Annotated in this window: 17 protein-coding genes; 9 read left to right on the top strand and 8 right to left on the bottom strand. The window is 65.8% G+C overall.

What is annotated here, in order from left to right; translation table 11 throughout:
- Positions 1–10 precede the first annotated feature (10 nt).
- Both creB and creC read left to right on the top strand, forming a co-directional pair.
- Positions 11–718 carry a two-component system response regulator CreB gene (creB, locus tag B5X78_RS14945; protein WP_079725315.1) on the top strand — a complete coding sequence of 236 codons (708 nt, stop codon included), beginning with the start codon at positions 11–13 and terminating at the stop codon, positions 716–718.
- Between the two features lie 3 nt (positions 719–721).
- Positions 722–2,152, top strand: a complete 1,431-nt coding sequence (gene creC, locus B5X78_RS14950; protein ID WP_079725316.1) for a two-component system sensor histidine kinase CreC — start codon at positions 722–724, stop codon at positions 2,150–2,152.
- A gap of 50 nt (positions 2,153–2,202) precedes the next feature.
- Here creC and B5X78_RS18495 read toward each other — a convergent pair whose 3' ends face one another.
- A complete protein-coding gene (locus B5X78_RS18495) occupies positions 2,203–2,508 on the bottom strand; it encodes a hypothetical protein (protein WP_139381582.1) in 306 nt (101 codons plus the stop codon).
- 251 nt (positions 2,509–2,759) lie between these two features.
- Here B5X78_RS18495 and B5X78_RS18645 point away from each other — a divergent pair, with 251 nt between their 5' ends.
- The 7 genes from B5X78_RS18645 (at position 2,760) to B5X78_RS14985 (ending at position 9,202) form a co-directional block, all read left to right on the top strand.
- Complete coding sequence (locus B5X78_RS18645; protein WP_176140881.1) at positions 2,760–2,903, top strand: hypothetical protein; 144 nt, start codon at positions 2,760–2,762, stop codon at positions 2,901–2,903.
- A 63-nt stretch (positions 2,904–2,966) separates the two neighbouring features.
- On the top strand, positions 2,967–3,731 hold the full coding sequence (locus B5X78_RS14955) for a hypothetical protein (RefSeq protein ID WP_079725318.1): 765 nt from the start codon (positions 2,967–2,969) through the stop codon (positions 3,729–3,731).
- A gap of 281 nt (positions 3,732–4,012) precedes the next feature.
- Positions 4,013–5,407: a cell envelope integrity protein CreD gene (creD, locus tag B5X78_RS14965; RefSeq protein WP_079726217.1), complete on the top strand. Its 1,395-nt coding sequence runs from the start codon at positions 4,013–4,015 to the stop codon at positions 5,405–5,407.
- Positions 5,408–5,414: 7 nt separating this feature from the next.
- A complete protein-coding gene (locus B5X78_RS14970; protein WP_079725321.1) occupies positions 5,415–5,888 on the top strand; it encodes a hypothetical protein in 474 nt (157 codons plus the stop codon).
- Positions 5,822–6,457, top strand: coding sequence for a GNAT family N-acetyltransferase (locus B5X78_RS14975; protein ID WP_079725323.1), 636 nt, complete (start codon positions 5,822–5,824; stop codon positions 6,455–6,457). Before B5X78_RS14970 ends, B5X78_RS14975 begins: the two co-directional genes overlap by 67 nt.
- Positions 6,454–7,338 carry a carbon-nitrogen hydrolase family protein gene (locus B5X78_RS14980; protein ID WP_079725325.1) on the top strand — a complete coding sequence of 295 codons (885 nt, stop codon included), beginning with the start codon at positions 6,454–6,456 and terminating at the stop codon, positions 7,336–7,338. The genes B5X78_RS14975 and B5X78_RS14980 overlap by 4 nt, the downstream gene beginning before the upstream one ends.
- Positions 7,339–7,627: 289 nt before the next feature.
- The gene (locus B5X78_RS14985; protein ID WP_229730782.1) at positions 7,628–9,202 is read left to right on the top strand and encodes a M20/M25/M40 family metallo-hydrolase; all 1,575 of its coding nucleotides are present in this window, start codon (positions 7,628–7,630) and stop codon (positions 9,200–9,202) included.
- A gap of 51 nt (positions 9,203–9,253) precedes the next feature.
- Here the strand turns inward: B5X78_RS14985 and B5X78_RS14990 are convergent, their stop codons facing one another.
- The 7 genes from B5X78_RS14990 to phoR all read right to left on the bottom strand — a co-directional run bounded on the left by B5X78_RS14990 (position 9,254) and on the right by phoR (position 18,528).
- Positions 9,254–9,805 carry a phosphatase PAP2 family protein gene (locus B5X78_RS14990; protein ID WP_079725326.1) on the bottom strand — a complete coding sequence of 184 codons (552 nt, stop codon included), beginning with the start codon at positions 9,803–9,805 and terminating at the stop codon, positions 9,254–9,256.
- Positions 9,783–10,925 carry a glycosyltransferase family 4 protein gene (locus B5X78_RS14995; RefSeq protein WP_079725327.1) on the bottom strand — a complete coding sequence of 381 codons (1,143 nt, stop codon included), beginning with the start codon at positions 10,923–10,925 and terminating at the stop codon, positions 9,783–9,785. The genes B5X78_RS14990 and B5X78_RS14995 overlap by 23 nt, the downstream gene beginning before the upstream one ends.
- Positions 10,926–11,006: 81 nt before the next feature.
- Complete coding sequence (locus tag B5X78_RS15000) at positions 11,007–12,008, bottom strand: aldo/keto reductase (RefSeq protein ID WP_217698680.1); 1,002 nt, start codon at positions 12,006–12,008, stop codon at positions 11,007–11,009.
- Between the two features lie 24 nt (positions 12,009–12,032).
- The gene (locus B5X78_RS15005) at positions 12,033–13,286 is read right to left on the bottom strand and encodes a sensor domain-containing phosphodiesterase (protein WP_079725331.1); all 1,254 of its coding nucleotides are present in this window, start codon (positions 13,284–13,286) and stop codon (positions 12,033–12,035) included.
- A gap of 198 nt (positions 13,287–13,484) precedes the next feature.
- Complete coding sequence (gene ppx / locus B5X78_RS15010; RefSeq protein WP_079725333.1) at positions 13,485–15,014, bottom strand: exopolyphosphatase; 1,530 nt, start codon at positions 15,012–15,014, stop codon at positions 13,485–13,487.
- Positions 15,015–15,085: 71 nt separating this feature from the next.
- Positions 15,086–17,176 (bottom strand): polyphosphate kinase 1, encoded by a 2,091-nt coding sequence (gene ppk1 / locus B5X78_RS15015; protein ID WP_079725334.1) that lies wholly within the window; start codon positions 17,174–17,176, stop codon positions 15,086–15,088.
- Entirely contained in the window at positions 17,173–18,528 is a 1,356-nt protein-coding gene (gene phoR / locus B5X78_RS15020; RefSeq protein ID WP_079725336.1) for a phosphate regulon sensor histidine kinase PhoR, read from the bottom strand. The genes ppk1 and phoR overlap by 4 nt, the downstream gene beginning before the upstream one ends.
- Positions 18,529–18,546: the final 18 nt, after the last annotated feature.

The raw sequence follows: 18,546 nt of genomic DNA on the forward strand, positions 1-18,546 counted from the left end.
AGTCGCAGCGATGGACCACGGCTATGCTGTGGGCATGCCGCTGATCCTGCTTGCCGAAGACGAAACCGCCATCGCCGACACCGTCGTCTATGCCCTGCGCAGCGAGGGCATGGAGGCCGAGCACGTATTGCTGGGCGGACTGGTCGAACCGCGGGTGCGCGCCGGCGGGGTGGACGTGGTGGTGCTGGACATCGGCCTGCCGGACATCAACGGTTTCGATGTCTGCAAGCGCCTGCGCAGCTTCAGCGACGTGCCGGTGATTTTCCTGACCGCGCGCAACGACGAGATTGACCGCGTGCTGGGCCTGGAATTGGGCGCGGACGACTACGTGGCCAAACCCTTTTCGCCGCGCGAGCTGGTGGCGCGCGTGCGTGCGCGCCTGCGGCGTGCACCGGTGGCGCCGCCGGTGGCGGTGGCCGGTTGGGATCGCCATGGCGAGTTTGCGATTGATCGCGACGGTCACCGCATCCATTACCGCGGGCAGGCGCTGGACCTGACCCGTTACGAGTACGCACTGCTGGCGGCGTTGTTGCAGCGCCCGGGCGCCATCCTCAGCCGCGCGCAGCTGATGGATCGCGGCTGGGACAGCGATGCCGAGAGCATGGACCGCACGGTGGACACCCACATCAAGACGCTGCGCGGCAAGCTGCGTGCGGCGGGCGCGGACCCGGATCCCATCCGCACCCATCGCGGCCTGGGTTACGCCCTCGAGGTCTGACCCATGCGAATCGGCCTGCGCCTGTTCATCGCCTTCTTCCTGATCGTGGGGCTGGCGGCGTTCTTCGTGATGCGGGTGTTCGTCAATGAGGTGAAGCCGGGCGTGCGCCAGGCGATGGAGTCCACGTTGGTGGATACCGCCAACGTGTTGGCGGTGATGGCGGCGGACGACATGCGGGCCGGCCGGATCGCCGACGGCGATTTCGCCCGCGACATCGCGCAGGCCGGGCAACGCGACTTGAAGGCTCGGGTGTGGCGGTTTCCCAAGGATCGCATCGACTACCGGGTGACCATCACCGATGCGCGTGGCGTGGTGGTGTACGACTCCACCGGCCAGGACATTGGCCGCGACAATTCGCGCTGGAACGATGTCTACCGCACCCTGCGCGGTGAGTACGGCGCGCGCTCCAGTCCGGAAACGCCCGGGCAGACCGAGCGCACGGTGATGCACGTCGCCGCGCCGATTCGCGATGGCGACCGGATCATCGGCGTGCTGACCGTGGCGCAACCCAACCACAGCATCGAACCCTTCATCACCGCCAGCCAGCAGAACATCATGCGCCGCGGCGCCTGGTTGATTGGGTTGTCGGCCTTGATTGGCCTGTTGATTACCTGGTGGCTGGTGCGCGGCATCAACCGCCTCAACCGCTATGCGCAGGCCGTAGCAGCGGGCGAACCGGTGCCGCCGCCCAAGCCACGCAATGACGAGATTGGCGACTTGGGGCGCGCGCTGGAAGCGATGCGGCGCAAGCTGGAAGGCAAGGCCTACGTGGAGCAGTACGTGCAGTCGCTGACCCACGAGATGAAAAGCCCGCTGGCGGCGATACGCGGCGCGGCCGAGTTGCTGCAGGAGCCGATGGCCGATGATCAGCGCCAGCGTTTTGCCCACAGCATCCTCAGCCAGCAGCAACGGCTGACCGAAACCATCGACAAGCTGCTGATGCTGGCCGAGGTGGAACAGCATGGCTGGTTGCAGAAGCGGCAACCGGTTTCCGTGGATGCGTTGATGGCGCAGGTGGTGGAGGATGCCGCGGGTTCGGCGCAGTCTTTGGAGGTGACGCTGACCGCGAGCGCCGAGGATGCCGGATTGGTGGTGCAGGGCGATGCGTTCCTGCTGCGGCAGGCGCTGGGCAATCTGGTCGACAACGCACTGGCGTTTTCGCCGCCGCAGGGCGCGGTGCAGGTGCTGGCGCAGCAGCAGGGCGATCTGGTTCGCCTGTGCGTGCGTGATCAGGGGCCGGGCATACCGGACTATGCGCGTGAGCGGGTGTTCGAACGCTTCTATTCGCTGGCGCGGCCAGCGACCGGGCATCGCAGCTCGGGCCTGGGCCTGCCGTTCGTGCGCGAGGTGGCGCGCCTGCATGGCGGCGAGATCAGCCTGGAACCGCGTGCGGAAGGCGGGACCGATGCGGTGCTGACGGTGGCGGTGGGCTAGCGCTGGGCTAGCAGGCCGGCATCGTTCCCTGCCGGCCTGCCACGGGTGACTCAGGCGGTTTCGAATTCTTCGGTGGCCTCCAGGGCCGTGGCCAGTTGGGTGCTGAGCAGGTGCAGGCAACCGCTCCAGGCCTCGGGTGCGACGATGGGGTCATCGTTGCGCGACAGCGTGAGCAGGTGCAGCAGATGCAGGGTTTCCTGCACGGTCCAGAGTTGCTGGCGGGCGGATTCGCGGGGCGACTCGCCGATGGGGGGCGAGGGCGGGGCGCGTGGCGCCGGTGGAGCGGGCGGCAGGAAGTGGATGGCGCTGTCGGTGGAAGGGGTGGGCGTGGTGCTTGTAGGATTGAGGCTAGCCATAACTGGTATCCATGTTGTACTGGTTTTGGTTAGCGGGCCGGTCTGAGTCGCACGCTCAGACGGTCCGCGCTTTTGTCTCGCAGCTGGGGAGTGGAGCGGGGCGCTGCGGGAGGGGGATGCCCTGTAGCAAAACCTAGAACTTGTTGCGTGGAAATGCACCTATATTGCGGAGGAAATTTGATCTGCAACGTGTGCGGTGCGGGGCGGGGGAAACCAGATGGGCGAGCATCAACCAAAGGGACGGGTTGGATATGCACAGCATTCATTACCGGAAGGCGCTACGGCTGATGGCGCGCGAGGACAACGCCAACAAAGCCTATCCCTTGCTGCTCGCCGCCATGGACGAGGGCGACTTCCGCTTCGGCCGGTACAACACTGGCTTCCCTTATTCCTAGCGCAAATGGCGCCCATCAGACGAAGGCCCTAGTCTTGTCAGCATCAAACGCGCGGGGGTGCGCATGAATCGCTTGCTCTTCGGTGCCGCAGCCATAGCGGCCTTGGTCATTCTGCAGTTCGCTTTCGAGTACTACACAACCGATGGCGTGACTTTCGTTCATCCCGTCACTTGGTTCATGGGGCTGGAAGAGGATGAGAGAGCTGCCTGGATGCAAGCCTGGTTTAGCGTGCTGGCGATTGCGGTCGCGGCAGGCATTGGGTTGCACCAGGCAGCGGACGCAAGGAGGGTCGCAAAGGACGCTGCCGCGGCTGAAGCAATTCGCCAGGGAAAGATCAGAGGTGAGGCGAAGCTTGCGCAGATGCTGGAGACCAACTACCTGCTGATGGAGTTGGCGCAGGATGCTGAGCGTCTTAAGAGGGCATGGGCAGTGATTAACGCTGGAGAGGACGTAAACCCAGAGCAGGCACTCGGCGAAGCGGGGAAGCGATACGCGGCCACGTTCGGCACGATGACTTTGGATCGTCCGCTGGACGGGTATCTTGGCGACCGAGATCTGTACGTTCCTGCGCATCTTGAAAGCATTCGCCAAGCCGAACTCTCCAACCGCAACTATGACCGGGCGATTCGCCATATCGCAACGTTCTTGGCTGCGACAGATGTCACCGTCGGCCAAGTAATGGAGTGGAAGGACGCCCGCTTGATTGAGCTGGATCGTGTCCACCGTTTCAGCGTGGAAGCGATTGACGCGATTGCCGAGGCTTACAACTTCCGACGCTACGCCGAGCTGTTCAAGCAGGATTTGGGCAACCAAGAGGCCCGCAACTAGGTAAGTCACCGAGCGCTCGGCGGTTTTGCATTCACTTGCAACGCGGACACCCGGCTGTGCAGCTGGTCGTGGCGGAGCCATTGGACCTGGCTGGCCGTGAACATGTGGGTGATGAAACAATCGGTGTTTAGAAGCACGGTTAGCTCGACTGGCTGTGTTGGATAGCGGATTCCGACTGCAAGGACCTCGCCGCTCAACTTCACCCCCACTTCAAACTCCCCACCTTCCCCCTCCACACCCCGCGCCCACCATGCCCGCCACTTCCCGGCATGGAGCAAGGCGTGAAATCCCTCAAACTGTTGTTGCGATTCCTGACCGTTGGCGGTCTGGTGCTGTTGTTGCTCATCCCCCTGATGATGGTGCGGGGCCTGATTTCGGATCGCGAGTTCTACCAAGCCAAGGCCGTGGATCGCATTTCCCAGAGCATGGCTGGCCCGCAGCAGGTGGTGGGTCCATTGCGCGTGGTGCCCTGGCAGGAACTGCGCAGCACCACCGTGGTAGGCGAAGACGGCCGGCCGACCACGCGCCAGGACACCGTGCAGGGCTACGCCTTGCAGACGCCGTTGAGCCTGAGCGCCAGCGGCACCCTCAAGCCCAACCTGCGCCGCATTGGCGTGTACGAAGTGCGCACCTTCGAGTGGGGCGCCAACGTGTCGGCCGAGTTTGCGCCGCTACCGCTGGCGCCGGTGGCGGGCCGTACTTACGGCCAGCCGTATCTGGTGCTGGGCCTGGCCGATGTGCGCGGGCTGGTGGGTACGCCATCGTTGAGCCTGGAGGGTCGCCCGCTGCTGATCGAGAGCGGCACCGGTGCGCTGGGCGAGCGCATGAGCGGCGTGCATGCCAAGTTGCCAGAAGCCAAGTCCGACGACGGCACCATCCGCCTGCCTGCCAGCAAGCTGCAACTGCGCTTCGTGCTGGCCGGCACCGAGTCGCTGGGCATCGCGCCGATTGGCGACAGCAACCACATCCAACTGCAATCGAGCTGGCCGCATCCGCTGTTCGGTGGCCGCTACTCGCCGCATGACAGCAAGGTGGGCGATGCCGGCTTCACGGCGCGCTGGGAAATCTCCTCACTGGCCAGCGCCACGCAGGCGCAGCTGGGCGAGAAGGGCAAGACCGATCTGACCCAGCGCAGGCGCCTGTCCGAAGCGGGCGGTTACGAAGCGGCCGGCGAAGACGGCAAGCTCTCGGCCATCGACAGCCTGGACGTGCATTTGGTGGATCCGGTCGACACCTACACCCAGGTCGATCGCGCCAGCAAGTACGGCATCCTGTTCGTGGTGCTGACCTTCGTGGCGTTCGGCTTGTTCGAGCTGATCAAGCGCCTGAAGATCCATCCGCTGCAATACCTGCTGGTGGGCCTGGCGCTGGCGATCTTCTTCCTGCTGCTGCTCAGCCTGTCCGAGCACATCGTCTTCTGGCAGGCCTACCTGATCTCGGCGGCGGCGTGCATCGGCCTGCAGTTCTTCTACCTGTCCGGGGTATTGCAGGGCTGGTGGCGCGCGGCGGGTTTCGCGACCATGCTCACCGCCTTGTATGGCGTGCTGTATGCCTTGCTGCTGTCGGATGACAACGCGCTGCTGATGGGCTCCCTGCTGCTGTTCGGCATCCTGGCCACCATCATGTTCGTCACCCGCAAGGTCAACTGGTACGAACTCGGCAACGAGTTGCGCTGAGATCGCCATGCTCGATCAGGCCACCTTGCATCGTCGCGCCAGCCGCGTGTTGCCCGCCAGCCTGCGCACACGCGGCCTGTTGACCGAAGCGCAGTCCACTGCCGACCTGGCCGAGTTGTTGCTGCCACTGTGGCATCGTCCACGCGGCAGCTTGTGGTTCCGCCTGGACGAGGTCATCGCGCAGCGCTTGCGCGATGACCCGCTCGCCTGCCTGCGCGAGGCGCCCGTCGCCCGCGCAGGCCTGGCGCGGCACGCACCGCCCAGAACATACGAGGCGTGGCAGCCGGTGGCTTCCACGCCGCAAGCCATCTACGCGGCACGCTCGCAGGATCAGCACGCCTGCCTGTGGCTGCTGCCGGCGGCGGCGCTGCTGATCTACGCCTGGGACGATGCGCCCTGCGCTACAGTGCACGCATGCAGCACGCGCACGCCATCCAGACGTTTCGAGGTCCTGCCATCCAGCCCTGGCTGGACGATGTAGCCCGGCTGCGGGTCGCGGTGTTCCGCGACTGGCCGTATCTGTATGCAGGCGACCTGGCCTACGAGCGCGAATATCTGGCGGCGTATGCCGAGTCGAATGACAGCGTCTTCGTGCTGGCGGTGGACGAAGGCCGGGTAGTCGGTGCGTCCACCGGCTTGCCGCTGCTGGATGACAGCGCCGAGTTCCGCCAGCCGTTCCTGGCATCGGATATCGATCCGGCCCATGTGTTCTATTTCGGCGAGTCGGTACTGCTGCCGACATGGCGCGGACGCGGCATTGGCCATGCCTTCTTCGATGCGCGCGAGGATCATGCGCGTGGCCTGGGCGATTACCGCTGGACGGCGTTTGCGGCGGTGGATCGCGATGCGCACGATGCGCGCAGGCCAGCGGATTTCCGTGGCAATGACGATTTCTGGCGCAAGCGCGGCTACAGCCGCCAGCCGGGCATGACGATGCAACTGCATTGGAACGAGATTGACCAGGGCCCGATGGCGCATGCGCTGACGTTCTGGACGCGTCCGCTGGAATGGGGGCCGTTGCGGCGCGAGCCGAAGGAGGGCGTGGCATGAAAGTGGCCGTGGCCAAGTATCCGATTCAACAGCCGCGCGATTTCGCGGCGTTTTCCGAACGGGTGTCGCGCCTGCTTGGTGAAGCGCGTGCCGGCGGTGCGCGGGTGGCGGTGTTGCCGGAATACCTGTCGCTGGAGCTGGCGGGTGTCTTCGAGCAGGCGGTGTATTCGGATCTGCCGGCATCGCTCGCTGCCACGCAGGCGCTGCGTGGCGACTGGTGTGCGTTGTTCCAGCGGCTGGCGCGCGAGCATCAGGTGCATGTCATTGCCGGCAGTTTCCTGCTTGCGGTGGCGTCGGAGCGGTATCGCAATCGCAGTGACTGGTTCTCGCCCGACGGCGGCCATGGTTGGCAGGACAAGTTGCAGATGACCGGTTTCGAGATGGCCACGGGGATGATCGAAGGCGGCGATGCGCTGAAGGTGTTTGCCGTGGATGAGGTGCGCAGCGGGATATCGGTCTGCTACGACAGCGAGTTTCCGTTGCCGGTGCGGGCGCAGTACGAGGCGGGGGCGCGGTTGCTGGTGGTGCCCAGTTGTACGGATACGGAAGCGGGGGCGACGCGGGTGCGGGTGGGGTGTCTGGCGCGGGCGCTGGAGAATCGGTTCTTCGTGGCGCAGGCGGTGACGGCGGGCGTGGCGGCGTGGAGTCCTGCGCTGGATATCAATACGGGCGAGGCGGCGATTTTCGCGCCGATGGACCGAGGGTTTCCGGCGGATGGGGTGTTGGTGCAGACGCGGGGGGATCAGGTCTGGGCCATGGCCGATGTGGACCTTTCGGCGTTGGAGGCCAGCAGGAGTACGGCGCAGGTGGCCAATGATCGGGATTGGGTGGGGCAGGGGATGCCTTCCTTGCAGCGGGCCTCGGTGGAAAAGCTTGGGTGATGCGTTTCTGCGTGTGAGTGGGAGCAGGCCCCGCGGAATAGGGATCGGAAACGCTCCCTCAGCTGATGGAGGGTGGCCTAGTCGCGATCCTCACCCTATTCCGCGGGGCCTGCTCCCACTCTCTGTTTCTCTCACGGCGGATCGGAAAGCAGTGATGCGCGTGCTCTTAGCCATTACTTTTGGCGGGGGGACTTACGGTCTTGCCTGACTAGACTCGAACGTTTGTGCTGACGGGGATTTCCCGGGGGATGAAGGCGTGAACTTAGGGGTCGGAAGGAAGCTGGGCATCGTGCTGTGTGTGGGCCTGGCCGCTGCGGTGCAGGTGCAGGCGCAGAGCAGGGAGTCGGTGGATCTGGATATGGTCAGCCGTATCCGTCAGGAGGCGTTCCATCGTTCGCAGGTGATGGCCACGTTTGGTCATTTGACCGAGCAGATCGGTCCGCGCCTGACCAACTCGCCCAACATGGCCAAGGCCAATGCGTGGACGCGTGAGCAGATGACGGCGTGGGGCTTGTCGAACGTGCATGACGAGGCGTTCGATGACTTTGGTCGTGGTTGGCTGTATCGCAGCGCCAGCGTGGATCTGCTGGGCCCGCGCCAGTTGTCGTTGCATGCGGTGCCCAAGGCGTGGACGCCGGGTACGCAGGGCGCGGTGGAAGGCGAGGCGATTGCGGTGGTCATCAAGACCAAGGCCGATCTGGACAAGTACAAGGGCAAGCTGAAAGGCAAGGTGGTGTTGCTCAGCGAGTTCCGTGAGTACAAGGCCGGTACCGAAGCCGACTCCAAGCGTTATGACGATGCGGGGCTGACCGCGCTGCTCGATTACGCCGTGCCCAAGGACGCCAACCCGGCCGATCGCAAGAAGCGCGCGAGCGAGTACGTGCAGCGGCAGGAGCTGAGCCAGGCTTTGAACAAGTTCCTGGTGGAAGAAGGCGCGATTGCCGCGTTGAGCATCAGTGGTTGGGACAACGGCATCATCCGCGTCGGTGGTGGTGGTTCGCGTCGCGCCGGTGAGCCGGTGGGCGTGCCGGAGCTGGCCGTGGCCGCGGAGCACTACAACCCGCTGCTGCGTTCGCTGGAACGCGGGGAAAAGGTCAACCTGCGGATCAACGTCGATGCGCAGTTCACCAGCGAAACCAATGACCCGGGCTACAACACCATTGCCGAGATTCCAGGCAGCGGCAATGAAGTGGTGATTATCGGTGCCCACATGGACTCGTGGCACGCCGGCACCGGCGCGGCCGACAACGCCGCCGGCGTGGCGGTGATGATGGAGGCCATGCGCATCCTGAAGACGCTGGGCGTCAAGCCGCGCCGCACGATCCGCATCGCTTTGTGGAGTGGTGAGGAGCAGGGTCTGATTGGCTCGGGCGCGTACGTGGCCAAGCACCTCGCCGAGTATCCCGAATCCACCGATCCGGAGCAGAAGAAGCTGCCGAAGGGCTTCCAGGAACGCGGCGGTCCGCTGCAGAAGAAGCGCGACTACGACAAGGTCAGCGCCTATTTCAACCTGGACAATGGCTCGGGCAAGATTCGCGGCATCTATGCGCAGGAAAACCTGGCGGCCATGCCGATCTTCGAAGCCTGGCTCAAGCCGTTCAACGACGTGGGCGCGACGATTGTCACCCCGCGCAACACCAGCAGCACCGATCACATCTCCTTTGATCGCATCGGCGTGCCCGGCTTCCAGTTCGTGCAGGATGGCCTGGACTACGGCACCAACGTGCACCACAGCGACCTGGACACCTTCGATCACGCCAGTGCGGAAGATCTGAAGCAGGCCTCGGCGATCATCGCCGCCTTCGCCTACCATGCCGCCACGCGCGAACAGAAACTGCCGCGCAAGCCGCTGCTGGAAAACTGACGGACAAAAGCAGCAGGCAAAAGGACGGGGCGAATTCGCCCCGTTTTTTTTTCATGCAAACAACGAAACCCCCGGCACGATCCACAGCGACAACCCCGCCAACCCGGATCCAATCGCCGTCGCAGCCAACACATCACTCGGATAGTGCAAGCCCAACACCACCCGCGAAATCCCCACCGCCGCCGCAAACGGAATCAACACCGGCGCCAGCACCGGATAATGCGCCAGCGCCACCAGCGTGAACGCCACCGCATGCAGCGTATGCCCGGACGGAAAACTGAACTCGTCCAGCGGCGCAATCCACGCGCGAATCCGCACATCGGCCGCAAACGGCCGCGGCCGCCGCGTCCAGCGCTTTAGCAGCTTGTACAGGGTCAGCGCAATCACCCCGGTCGCCGCCAGATGCGCCGAGGCCGCCAGTCCCTGCAGCCCGTCGAAGGCAATCAGCGCGCCCATCAGCACATACCAGAACACGCCATCGCCCAAGCGGCTGATGACCGCGAAGAAGCGCCGCACACCCTGCCACTGACCCAGGCGATTGGCGCGCAGGCACCAACCGGCATCACGTCCACGCCAGGGATTACGCGGTTGCAGGATTCGCATAAGACCTCCGGGTAGCGGCCAGATCGGCCAACAGCACATCGAAATCGGCGGCCACCTGATCCGGCCGCAGGGCGCGCACGGCCTCGGCCGCATTGCCGCCCATCAGGCCACGCAGGGTCGCGTTGTCGCCCAACTGCACGGTGGCGGCGACAAAGGCCTCGTCGTCCTGCACTGCCACGCCGTGCACGCCGCTGCGCAGATGTTCGCGCGCCGCGCCGTAATCGAAGGCCACCGTCGGCACGCCGCTGGCCATGGCTTCCAGGGTGACGTTGCCGAAGGTCTCGCTGTGGCTGGGAAACAGGAACAGGTCGCCGCTGGCAAAGTGCCGCGCCAGCGCTTCGCCGCGCTGGATGCCGCAGAACACGAAGTCCGGATTGTCCTGCGCCAGCTTCTCGCGCGCCGGGCCATCGCCGACCCAGACAAAGCGCGCGTCGGGGCGCTTGCCCTGCAACTCGCGGAAGGCGCGCACGGCCAGGCCCAGGTTCTTTTCCGCCGCGATGCGGCCCACGTAGATGGCGACGGGCGTATCCGTGCGCGCACCCCACAAGCTGCGCAGCGCGCTATCGCGCAGGGCAGGCGAGAACTGCGTGCTGTCGACCGCGCGCGCCAGCCGCACCACGCGCTCGAAGCCCTGCGAGGCGAGGAAATCCTGCAGCTCGCGCGTCGGCACCAGGGTGGCGTCGGCGCGGTTGTGGAAACGCCGCATCCAGCGCATCGCCGTCTGCTGCAGGAACGCCGCGCCGTAGTCGCGCATGTACTCGTCAAAGCGGGTGTGGAAGCCAGTCGCAACCGGAATGCCCAATCGCTTGGCGGCGCGCACCGCTGACCAGCCCAGCGGGCCTTCCGTGGCCACGTAGATCGCGTCCGGCGGCGTGTTCGTCCACAAGCGGGTCAACCGGCGCGTCGCCGGCAGACCGAATTTCAGGCCCGGATAGCGGGGCAGGGCCGCACCCCGCACCAGCATGGTGTCCGGCAGGTCGGCGACATCGCTGTCCTGCCGCGGCCGCACCAGCGACACCGCATGCCCGCGTGATCGCAATCCCTGTTCCAGTCCCTGCACGGTCAACGCAACCCCGTTGACCTCCGGCGGATAGGTCTCGGTGACGATGGCGTAGCGCATGCATGGCTCCCGGTTTTGCGAAGGATGCGCGCCGGGCATGAAGCAAACATGGCAGTCAGTTGACTGCGGTGTGACAGGTGTTTACGGCACCGGCGCACCCCGCGCCGCCGTGAACAGGTCGTACCAATCCTCGCGATCCAGTTCGATGACATCGGCGGCGCTGGCCGCCAGCAGGCGCTCCGCCTGGGTGGTGCCGACGATGGGCTGGATGCCGGCCGGATGCCGCAGCAGCCACGCCAGCAGGATCGCTTCGGCGCTGACGCCGTACTTGCTGGCGAAATGCGCAACCCGCTCGGCGGTCGGACGCAATCCGGGCTCGGCCGTTTCCGGATGCGACAGGCGACCACCGGCCAACGGCGACCATGCCTGCACCAGGATGTCGTGCTGCCGGCAGTAGTCCAGCGTCCCGGCCGAGGCCGTATACGGCGTGCCAGGGATTGCCGCGACCACGCCTTCGTTGATCAGGTGATGGTGCAACAGGCTGATCTCCACCTGGTTCACCACCAGCGGCTGCGCGACGCTCTTCTGCAGTAACGCGATCTGCGCACCGGTGTGGTTGCTCACGCCGAAGTGCAACACCTTGCCGCTGCGCTGCAGGTCATCGAAGGCGCGCGCCACTTCGTCCGGATGACCCAGCGGATCGGGCCGATGCAGCAACAGCAGATCCAGCCGATCCGTCTGCAGGCGCTGCAGGCTGCCTTCCACGGAGCTGATGAGATGCGCATGGCTGAAATCGTAGCGCCCCGGCGATGAGGCATGCGGCTCGTGCGCGAAGCGGATGCCGCACTTGGACTGCAGCACCATGCTGTCCCGCAACGAAGGCGAGGCGGCCAGCACTTCGCCGAACAGCCGTTCGGATTTGCCACGCGCATAGATGTCGGCGTGATCGAACAGGGTGATGCCGCGTTCCAGCGCGGTATCCACCAGTGCGCGTGTCTGCAGTCGCTCCGCCTCGGTCAGGGGCGAGTTGTCCCACGCCCGGCTCAGGTGCATGCAGCCCACGGCGATGCGCGAAGCGCGCAGGTGGGTACCGGGAATCGCGAATGTCTGCATGGTCGCCACGCGCAGGGAACAGGCCGGCATGATGCCAGAGGCCGGCCGCGACGATCAGTGCAGGCGGGTCTCGCCGGGATTGAGCAGGCTGCTCAGGTCGGGCAGGGCCAGGGGCCGCGACAGGAAATAGCCCTGCGCGTGCTCCACGCCCAGCGCCTTGAGCGCGGCCAGTTCCTCGGCCGTCTCCACGCCCTCGGCAATGATTTCGGTATGCGTCTGGCGGGCGAACGCAATCAGCGCGGCGGCCAGGGCGCGGCGCGGCGAATCGCTGTCGATGCTGCGGGTCAGGGTCATGTCCAGCTTGATGATGTCCGGGCTAATCGCCAGCACATGACGCATGCTGGCGTAGCCGGCGCCGGCATCGTCCACCGCCACCCGCACACCCTGCCGGCGCAGGGGAGTCAGTTGCTCGCGCAAGGCGGCGTAGTCTTCCACATGCGCGTGCTCGGTCAGCTCCAGCACGACGCGATCCAGCGGCAAGGCATCCAGATAGCCGGCCACCTGTCCGCTGATGATGGTCTGCGGCGAGACATTGAGCGACACGTAAAAACCGCCCAGCAGATGGCGCAGTCCATCCATGGCGGTGAGCATGGTGTTGAGCTCCAGGCGCACGCCCAGACCGATCTCGCGCGCCTCCCGGAACCACAGATCGGCCGGGCGCGGCGGATTGAGATCGAACCGTGCCAGGCATTCCACGCCGATGATGCGATCGTCCTTGAGCCGGTAAATAGGCTGGTAGGCGATGCTGGGCTGGCCGAGTTCGAGCACGGCATTGATCCGCTCGACTTTTTCCTCGTGCACGCGCAGCGCATCCAGATCACCGTCGATCTGATAGGCCAGCAATTCGGCGAAGGCACGCATCATCTGCATGTCGCGTTCGCTCAGGGACAGGTTGGGGCGCAGGCTGAAACAGCAGAACGTGCCGAAGATGCGGCCGTCACTGAGCTTGATCGGCACCGACAGGTGCGCGCCAATCGGCACGGCGGCGGTATCGGGAATGTCGGCCAGCACCGGCACGGCGCGGGTGTCGGGAATCAGCTGGGGAATGCGGCCATCCACCACGCGCAGGCAATAGCCTTCTTCCAGCGGCATCGAGTCGCCCGGTTTCAGCGGCATCGGTTCCAGCGCGCCCACCACGTGGCGAAAGGTCCGTTGCCGGCCGCTGAATTCGGAAATGAAGGCCACGTCCATGCCCAAGTGCGTGCGCACGGCATTGAGTATCCGATCGACGTTGCGGCCTATCGCCAGCGCGCCCGGTCCATCGGTGGCCAGCAGCTCATTCCATGGTGCGTCTTTCGGTCTCTGCATTGATCCCTCCTGGACAAGCGGGAAGCGACGCGGGCGGCCAGCGGCTTGCATTGAGTTGCCGAGAGCCCGCGTGAGGCGCGCGAACCCGGTGGCGGGCCTGCCCGAATCGTTCCCGGACCCGAGTCTAGCCTTAGTAACGCCGGTTTTGCATGAGGACGCTGCGAAGATGCAGCCGCCCTCGCGCCGTAGCGATGCGGCTCAGGCCACGAACGGCTTGAGGGTGATGCCCAGGCCCTGCATGTCTTCCGGCTCGCCAATCAGATCCGACTTCAGCAGCGGACGCGCTTCAATCCAGTCGCGATCCACCACCAGGCGCAATTCGTCGTCGATGGCGGTCAGGTCCAGGCGCGGAATCGGGTCGGCCTCGTGCGCGCGGTGCAACAACACTGCCAGCCTCAACAATGCGGCCTTGCGTTTGGCCGACAGCAGCAGGCGATCAGGCAGGGCATCGAAAGCGGTCTTGGGCACCCCGCGACGGTGCGTGCGTACCAGCGAGGCCAGCACCTGCTGCTCCTGCCGCGAGAAACCGGCGATGTCGGAGTTCTCCAGCACGTAGGCGCCATGCTGGTGGTACTGGCTGTGCGCGATGACCAGGCCCAGTTCGTGCAGGCGCGCGGCCCAGCCGAGCATGCGTGCATCGTCGTCGCTGAGCTGCCAGTCTTCGGCGACCTGCTCGTGCAGGCGCTGGGCGGTGGCCTCCACCCGCGAGGCCTGCACCTCGTCGATGCCGTAGCGCTGGATCAGCGATGCGGTGGACAGGTCGCGCGGATCGTTGTCGCTGCCGCGGCCCAGCATGTCGAACAGGATGCCTTCGCGCATGGCCGCCTTGCTCACCATCAGTCGCTGCAGGCCCAGGGCTTCGAAGGCGGCCTCCAGTACCAGCACGCCGCCGGCGATGATCGGCCGGCGATCATTGGACAGGCCGGGCAGGTCGATGTCGTCGATGCGTTCGGCCTGCAGCAGCCGGTCGCGAACCTGCGGCAGGGCCTCGGCAGTCACCGCGCCCTTGGTCAGTTTCATCGCCGCGCAGATATCGCCAATCGCCTTGTTGGTACCGGAGGAGCCAATGGCTTCCTGCCAGCCCAGGGCGCGATAGAGCTTGGCGAACTGCTGGAACTCGGCGCCGATTTCGGTCAGCGCATCCTTCCAGCGTTTCTTGGTGAGCTTGCCACCGGGAAAGAACCGCCGCGTGCTGGCGATGCAACCGGCCTGCAGGCTTTCGCGCTCCAGGGTCTGCATGCCGCGGCCAATGATGAACTCGGTGGAGCCGCCGCCGATATCGATCACCAGTCGTTTCTGATCCGCCTTGGGCGGCTGCGAGTGGGCCACGCCCAGGTAGATCAGGCGGGCTTCCTCACGCCCGGACACCACTTCGATCGGCTTGCCCAGCGCGGCTTCGGCCGGCATCAGGAAGCCCATCGGGTCGCGCAGCTGGCGAACCGTATTCGTGGCCAGCGCACGCACGCGTGCGGTAGGTACGTCACGGATACGCTGGCCGAACCGCGACAGGCAATCCAGGGCGCGCTCGCGCGCCGGTTCGGACAGGCCACCCTTGCCGTCCAGGCCATCGGCCATGCGCACGGTCTCGCGCAGGCGATCCACCACGCGCAGCTGGCCCAGCGTGTAGCGGGCCACGATCATGTGAAAGCTGTTGGAGCCCAGGTCGATCGCGGCGAGGTGTTCGCCGTCACGGGGGGGCGGCGAAGCGGGGGCGGAGGCGGGCGACATGCGCGCAGACTAGTGGCAGCGACCGGCGCTTGGCAACGCGCCATTCGTCGCATCAAGGACTTGCACCGGTTTTAGACCCCGGCCAACAGCAGCGCCTGCGCCGAATGCGGGGTCTGGCCCTCGGCCGGCTCGGCCTTGTGGTACACGCCATCGGCATCCAGCAACCAGGCGTTCTGGTTGTCGTCCAGGTAGTTCTGCAGGCCGTCGCGGAAGACCTTGTCGGCCAGCGCCGGCTCCAGGATCGGGAAGCAGGTTTCCACCCGGTGCAGCAGGTTGCGCTCCAGCCAGTCGGCGCTGGCGCAGTACAGCTCGGGGTGACCATCGTTGCCGAACCAGTAGATGCGGCTGTGTTCCAGGAAGCGGCCGACGATGGAACGCACGCGGATGTTGTCCGACACGCCGGGCACGCCCGGTCGCAGCGAGCAGGCGCCACGCACGATCAGATCAATCTGCACGCCGGCCTGCGAGGCGACATAGAGCGCGCGGATGATCCGTGGCTCGTTGAGCGCATTGATCTTGGCGATGATGCGGCCCGGCTTGCCGGCGCGCGCCAGCTTGGCCTCGCGCTCGATCTTCTTGATCAGACCGGCATGCAGGGTGAAGGGGGATTGCAGCAGGCGCTTGAGCTTGGTCGATGGCGCCAGGCCCGACAGCTGCTGGAACAGCAGGTGCACGTCGTTGCCGACGTCCGGGTCGGCGGTGATCAGGCCGATGTCGGTGTAGGCGCGGGCGGTGCCGCTGTGATAGTTGCCGGTGCCCAGGTGCACGTAGCGGCGCAGTTTCTTGCCCTCGCGGCGCACGATCAGCAGCATCTTGGCGTGGGTCTTGTAGCCGACCACGCCATACACGACCTGCACGCCGGCTTCCTGCAGCCGGTCGGCCACGCCCAGGTTGGCGTCTTCATCGAAGCGCGCGCGCAGTTCCACCACCACGGTGACGTCCTTGCCGTTGCGCGCGGCCTGCACCAGCGCATCGACAATCGCCGAGTTGTTGCCGGTGCGGTACAGGGTCTGCTTGATCGCCAGCACGTTGGGGTCGATGGCCGCCTGCTTGAGCAGATCCAGCACCGGCGTGAAGGCGTCGAAGGGGTGGTGCAGCAGCACGTCGCCATCGTCGACGCGTTCGAAGATGGTGTCGCTGTCGCGCAGCAGGCGCGGGGTGAATACCGGGTACTTCAGTTCCGGGCGCTGGGCCAGGTCATAGACCTGGATGACCCGGTTGAGATTGACCGGGCCGTCGATCAGATAGACCGCGTTGTCGGGCAGGGCGAAGTTCTGCAGCAGCGTGCGGATGATCGGCTTGGGACAATCCTGGGCTATCTCCAGGCGCACCGCCGGACGATAGCCGCGGCCGACCAGTTCATCGCGCAGTGCCAGCGCCAGGTTTTCCACTTCTTCCTCGTCCACCACCACTTCGGAGTTGCGGGTGACGCGGAACTGGTAGGAGCCCTTGACCTCCATGCCCGGGAACAGCTCATCGACGAATGCCGACAGCACCGAGGACAGCAGCACGAAGTCGTTCTCGCCGCCGGACACGCGCTGCGGCAGGTGGATGATGCGCGGCAGCGAACGTGGCGCGCGCACGATCGCCAGGTGGCCGGCGCGGCCAAACGCGTCCTTGCCCTTCAACACCACCACGATGTTGAGCGACTTGTTGAGGATCTTGGGGAAGGGATGCGCCGGGTCCAGGCCCAGCGGCGAGAGCACCGGCATGATCTCGTTGCGGAAGTAGGCGCGCAGCCAGCGGGTCTGGCGCGGGCTCCAGGCGCCGCGGCCAAACACGCGCACGCCGGCTTCGTTCAAGGCCGGGCGCAGTACCTGGTTCCAGCATTTGTATTGCGCGTCCACCAGTTCGGCGGCGCGATCGTGGATGCGGTTGAGCACCGTGGTCGGGCTCATGCCATCGGCGGCCGGCGGCAGGCCGAAGTCCTGCGCATGGCGCACGGTGGCGGCGCGGATTTCGAAGAACTCGTCCAGGTTGGTGCAGGAGATGCACAGGAAACGCAGCCGTTCCAACAGCGGCACGCTGGGATCCTGCGCCTGCGCCAGTACGCGGAAGTTGAAATCCAGCTGCGACAGTTCGCGGTTGAGGTAGAGCGCGGGATCGCGCAGCCGCTCCTCGTTGCTCACGGCGTCCGGCGTGGTGGCGTTGGCGACATTCATGCGGTCTGACCGTGGGTGAGGGAAGGAGGGGACGGCGGCGTGAGCAGATCGCTGCCGCGTTCGTGCACGCGTTCGCCACTGAAGTGGATGGTGAAGGTACTGCCGTGGCCTACTTCGCTTTCAATCTCCAGCCGCGCCTGGTGCAGGTTGAGGACGTGCTTGACGATCGACAGGCCCAGGCCGGTGCCGCCGCTCTCGCGCGAGCGGCTGGTGGAGACGCGATAGAAACGTTCGGTGATGCGCGGCAGGTGGCTGGCGGGAATGCCATAGCCGCTGTCGGTGACACTGAGCAGGGCGCCGTCGCCTTCGCGCGCAAAGCGCACGCGGATGCTGCCGCCGGCCGGGGTGTAGCGCACCGCGTTGCTGACCAGGTTGGAGAAGGCGCTGTGCAGCTCCTTGTTGGAGCCCCACAGATCCACGCCGGCCTCGTCTTCCACCACCACGGTATGGCGCTTGTGGCTGAGCGCTTCGGCCTCGCGGCGCAGGGTGGCCAGCATCGGCGCCATCGCCACGCTTTCGTCGGGCAGGCTGTCCTGGGCTTCCAGTCGCGACAGGGTCAGCAGGTCTTCCACCAACTGCGTCATGCGCTGGGATTGCTTCTGCATCTCCGCCAGCATCGGCGCCCACTCGGGGAATTCCTGCGGCTCGAGCATGTCCAGGTAACCGTGCACCACGGTCAGCGGGGTGCGCAATTCATGCGAGACGTTGGCGACGAAGTCGCGGCGCATCTGTTCCAGCCGCAACATCTTGCTGACGTCGCGCGCGACCAGCAGCCAGTGCTGATCGGAGTAGGGGATCAGACGCAGGTTCAGGCGCAGCGCCGGATCCACCGGCGAACCGGCATCGAGCATGGGCTCGGCATTGCGGCCGGCGGCCAGCCAGTGCGACATCGGCAACGGCTGCAGGCGATCGCCGATGCTGGCGCCGATGTCGTTGGGATACTGCAGGCCCAGCAGACTGGTGGCGGCCTTGTTGAACCACTGCACGCGCTGGCTGTTGCGTTCGACCACCACCACCGCATCGGGCAGCGCGGCGGCGGCGGCGCGATAAGCGCGCAGCATGGCCAGCAGGCGGCGCTTGCGCGTGCGCATTTCGGCCTGGCCGCGATAGAGCAGGCGATCCAACTCGTTCCACACGCCCTGGCCGCGCGCCGGGGTGAGCCGCTGGCGGGCGGTCAGGCGCAGCAACACTTCCCGCAGTTTCCAGTAGTGCCAGGCCACCACGCCCAGCGCGGCCAGCGTGAGCACCGGCCAGGGATAGCCGATCAGCAGGCCGAGCAGGGCGGCCGCGATCAGGATTCCAGCCAGTTGACCCAGCGTCTTGAACCAGGCGGAGCGGATGTGATCAGGCATGGGGCGATTGTAGGCGCG

The organism is Pseudoxanthomonas indica, from assembly GCF_900167565.1.
GTDB lineage: Bacteria > Pseudomonadota > Gammaproteobacteria > Xanthomonadales > Xanthomonadaceae > Pseudoxanthomonas_A > Pseudoxanthomonas_A indica.

Bases quoted from the DNA above. Each gene is read 5' to 3' on its own strand.
- ppk1 (WP_079725334.1), bottom strand. From the start codon at position 17,176: ATGAATGTCGCCAACGCCACCACGCCGGACGCCGTGAGCAACGAGGAG.
- B5X78_RS15005 (WP_079725331.1), bottom strand. From the start codon at position 13,286: ATGCAGAGACCGAAAGACGCACCATGGAATGAGCTGCTGGCCACCGAT.
- B5X78_RS14970 (WP_079725321.1), top strand. From the start codon at position 5,415: ATGCTCGATCAGGCCACCTTGCATCGTCGCGCCAGCCGCGTGTTGCCC.
- creB (WP_079725315.1), top strand. From the start codon at position 11: ATGGACCACGGCTATGCTGTGGGCATGCCGCTGATCCTGCTTGCCGAA.
- B5X78_RS18495 (WP_139381582.1), bottom strand. From the start codon at position 2,508: ATGGCTAGCCTCAATCCTACAAGCACCACGCCCACCCCTTCCACCGAC.
- ppx (WP_079725333.1), bottom strand. From the start codon at position 15,014: ATGTCGCCCGCCTCCGCCCCCGCTTCGCCGCCCCCCCGTGACGGCGAA.
- B5X78_RS18645 (WP_176140881.1), top strand. From the start codon at position 2,760: ATGCACAGCATTCATTACCGGAAGGCGCTACGGCTGATGGCGCGCGAG.
- B5X78_RS15000 (WP_217698680.1), bottom strand. From the start codon at position 12,008: ATGCCGGCCTGTTCCCTGCGCGTGGCGACCATGCAGACATTCGCGATT.
- B5X78_RS14955 (WP_079725318.1), top strand. From the start codon at position 2,967: ATGAATCGCTTGCTCTTCGGTGCCGCAGCCATAGCGGCCTTGGTCATT.
- B5X78_RS14975 (WP_079725323.1), top strand. From the start codon at position 5,822: ATGCAGCACGCGCACGCCATCCAGACGTTTCGAGGTCCTGCCATCCAG.
- B5X78_RS14990 (WP_079725326.1), bottom strand. From the start codon at position 9,805: ATGCGAATCCTGCAACCGCGTAATCCCTGGCGTGGACGTGATGCCGGT.
- phoR (WP_079725336.1), bottom strand. From the start codon at position 18,528: ATGCCTGATCACATCCGCTCCGCCTGGTTCAAGACGCTGGGTCAACTG.
- B5X78_RS14980 (WP_079725325.1), top strand. From the start codon at position 6,454: ATGAAAGTGGCCGTGGCCAAGTATCCGATTCAACAGCCGCGCGATTTC.
- B5X78_RS14995 (WP_079725327.1), bottom strand. From the start codon at position 10,925: ATGCGCTACGCCATCGTCACCGAGACCTATCCGCCGGAGGTCAACGGG.
- creC (WP_079725316.1), top strand. From the start codon at position 722: ATGCGAATCGGCCTGCGCCTGTTCATCGCCTTCTTCCTGATCGTGGGG.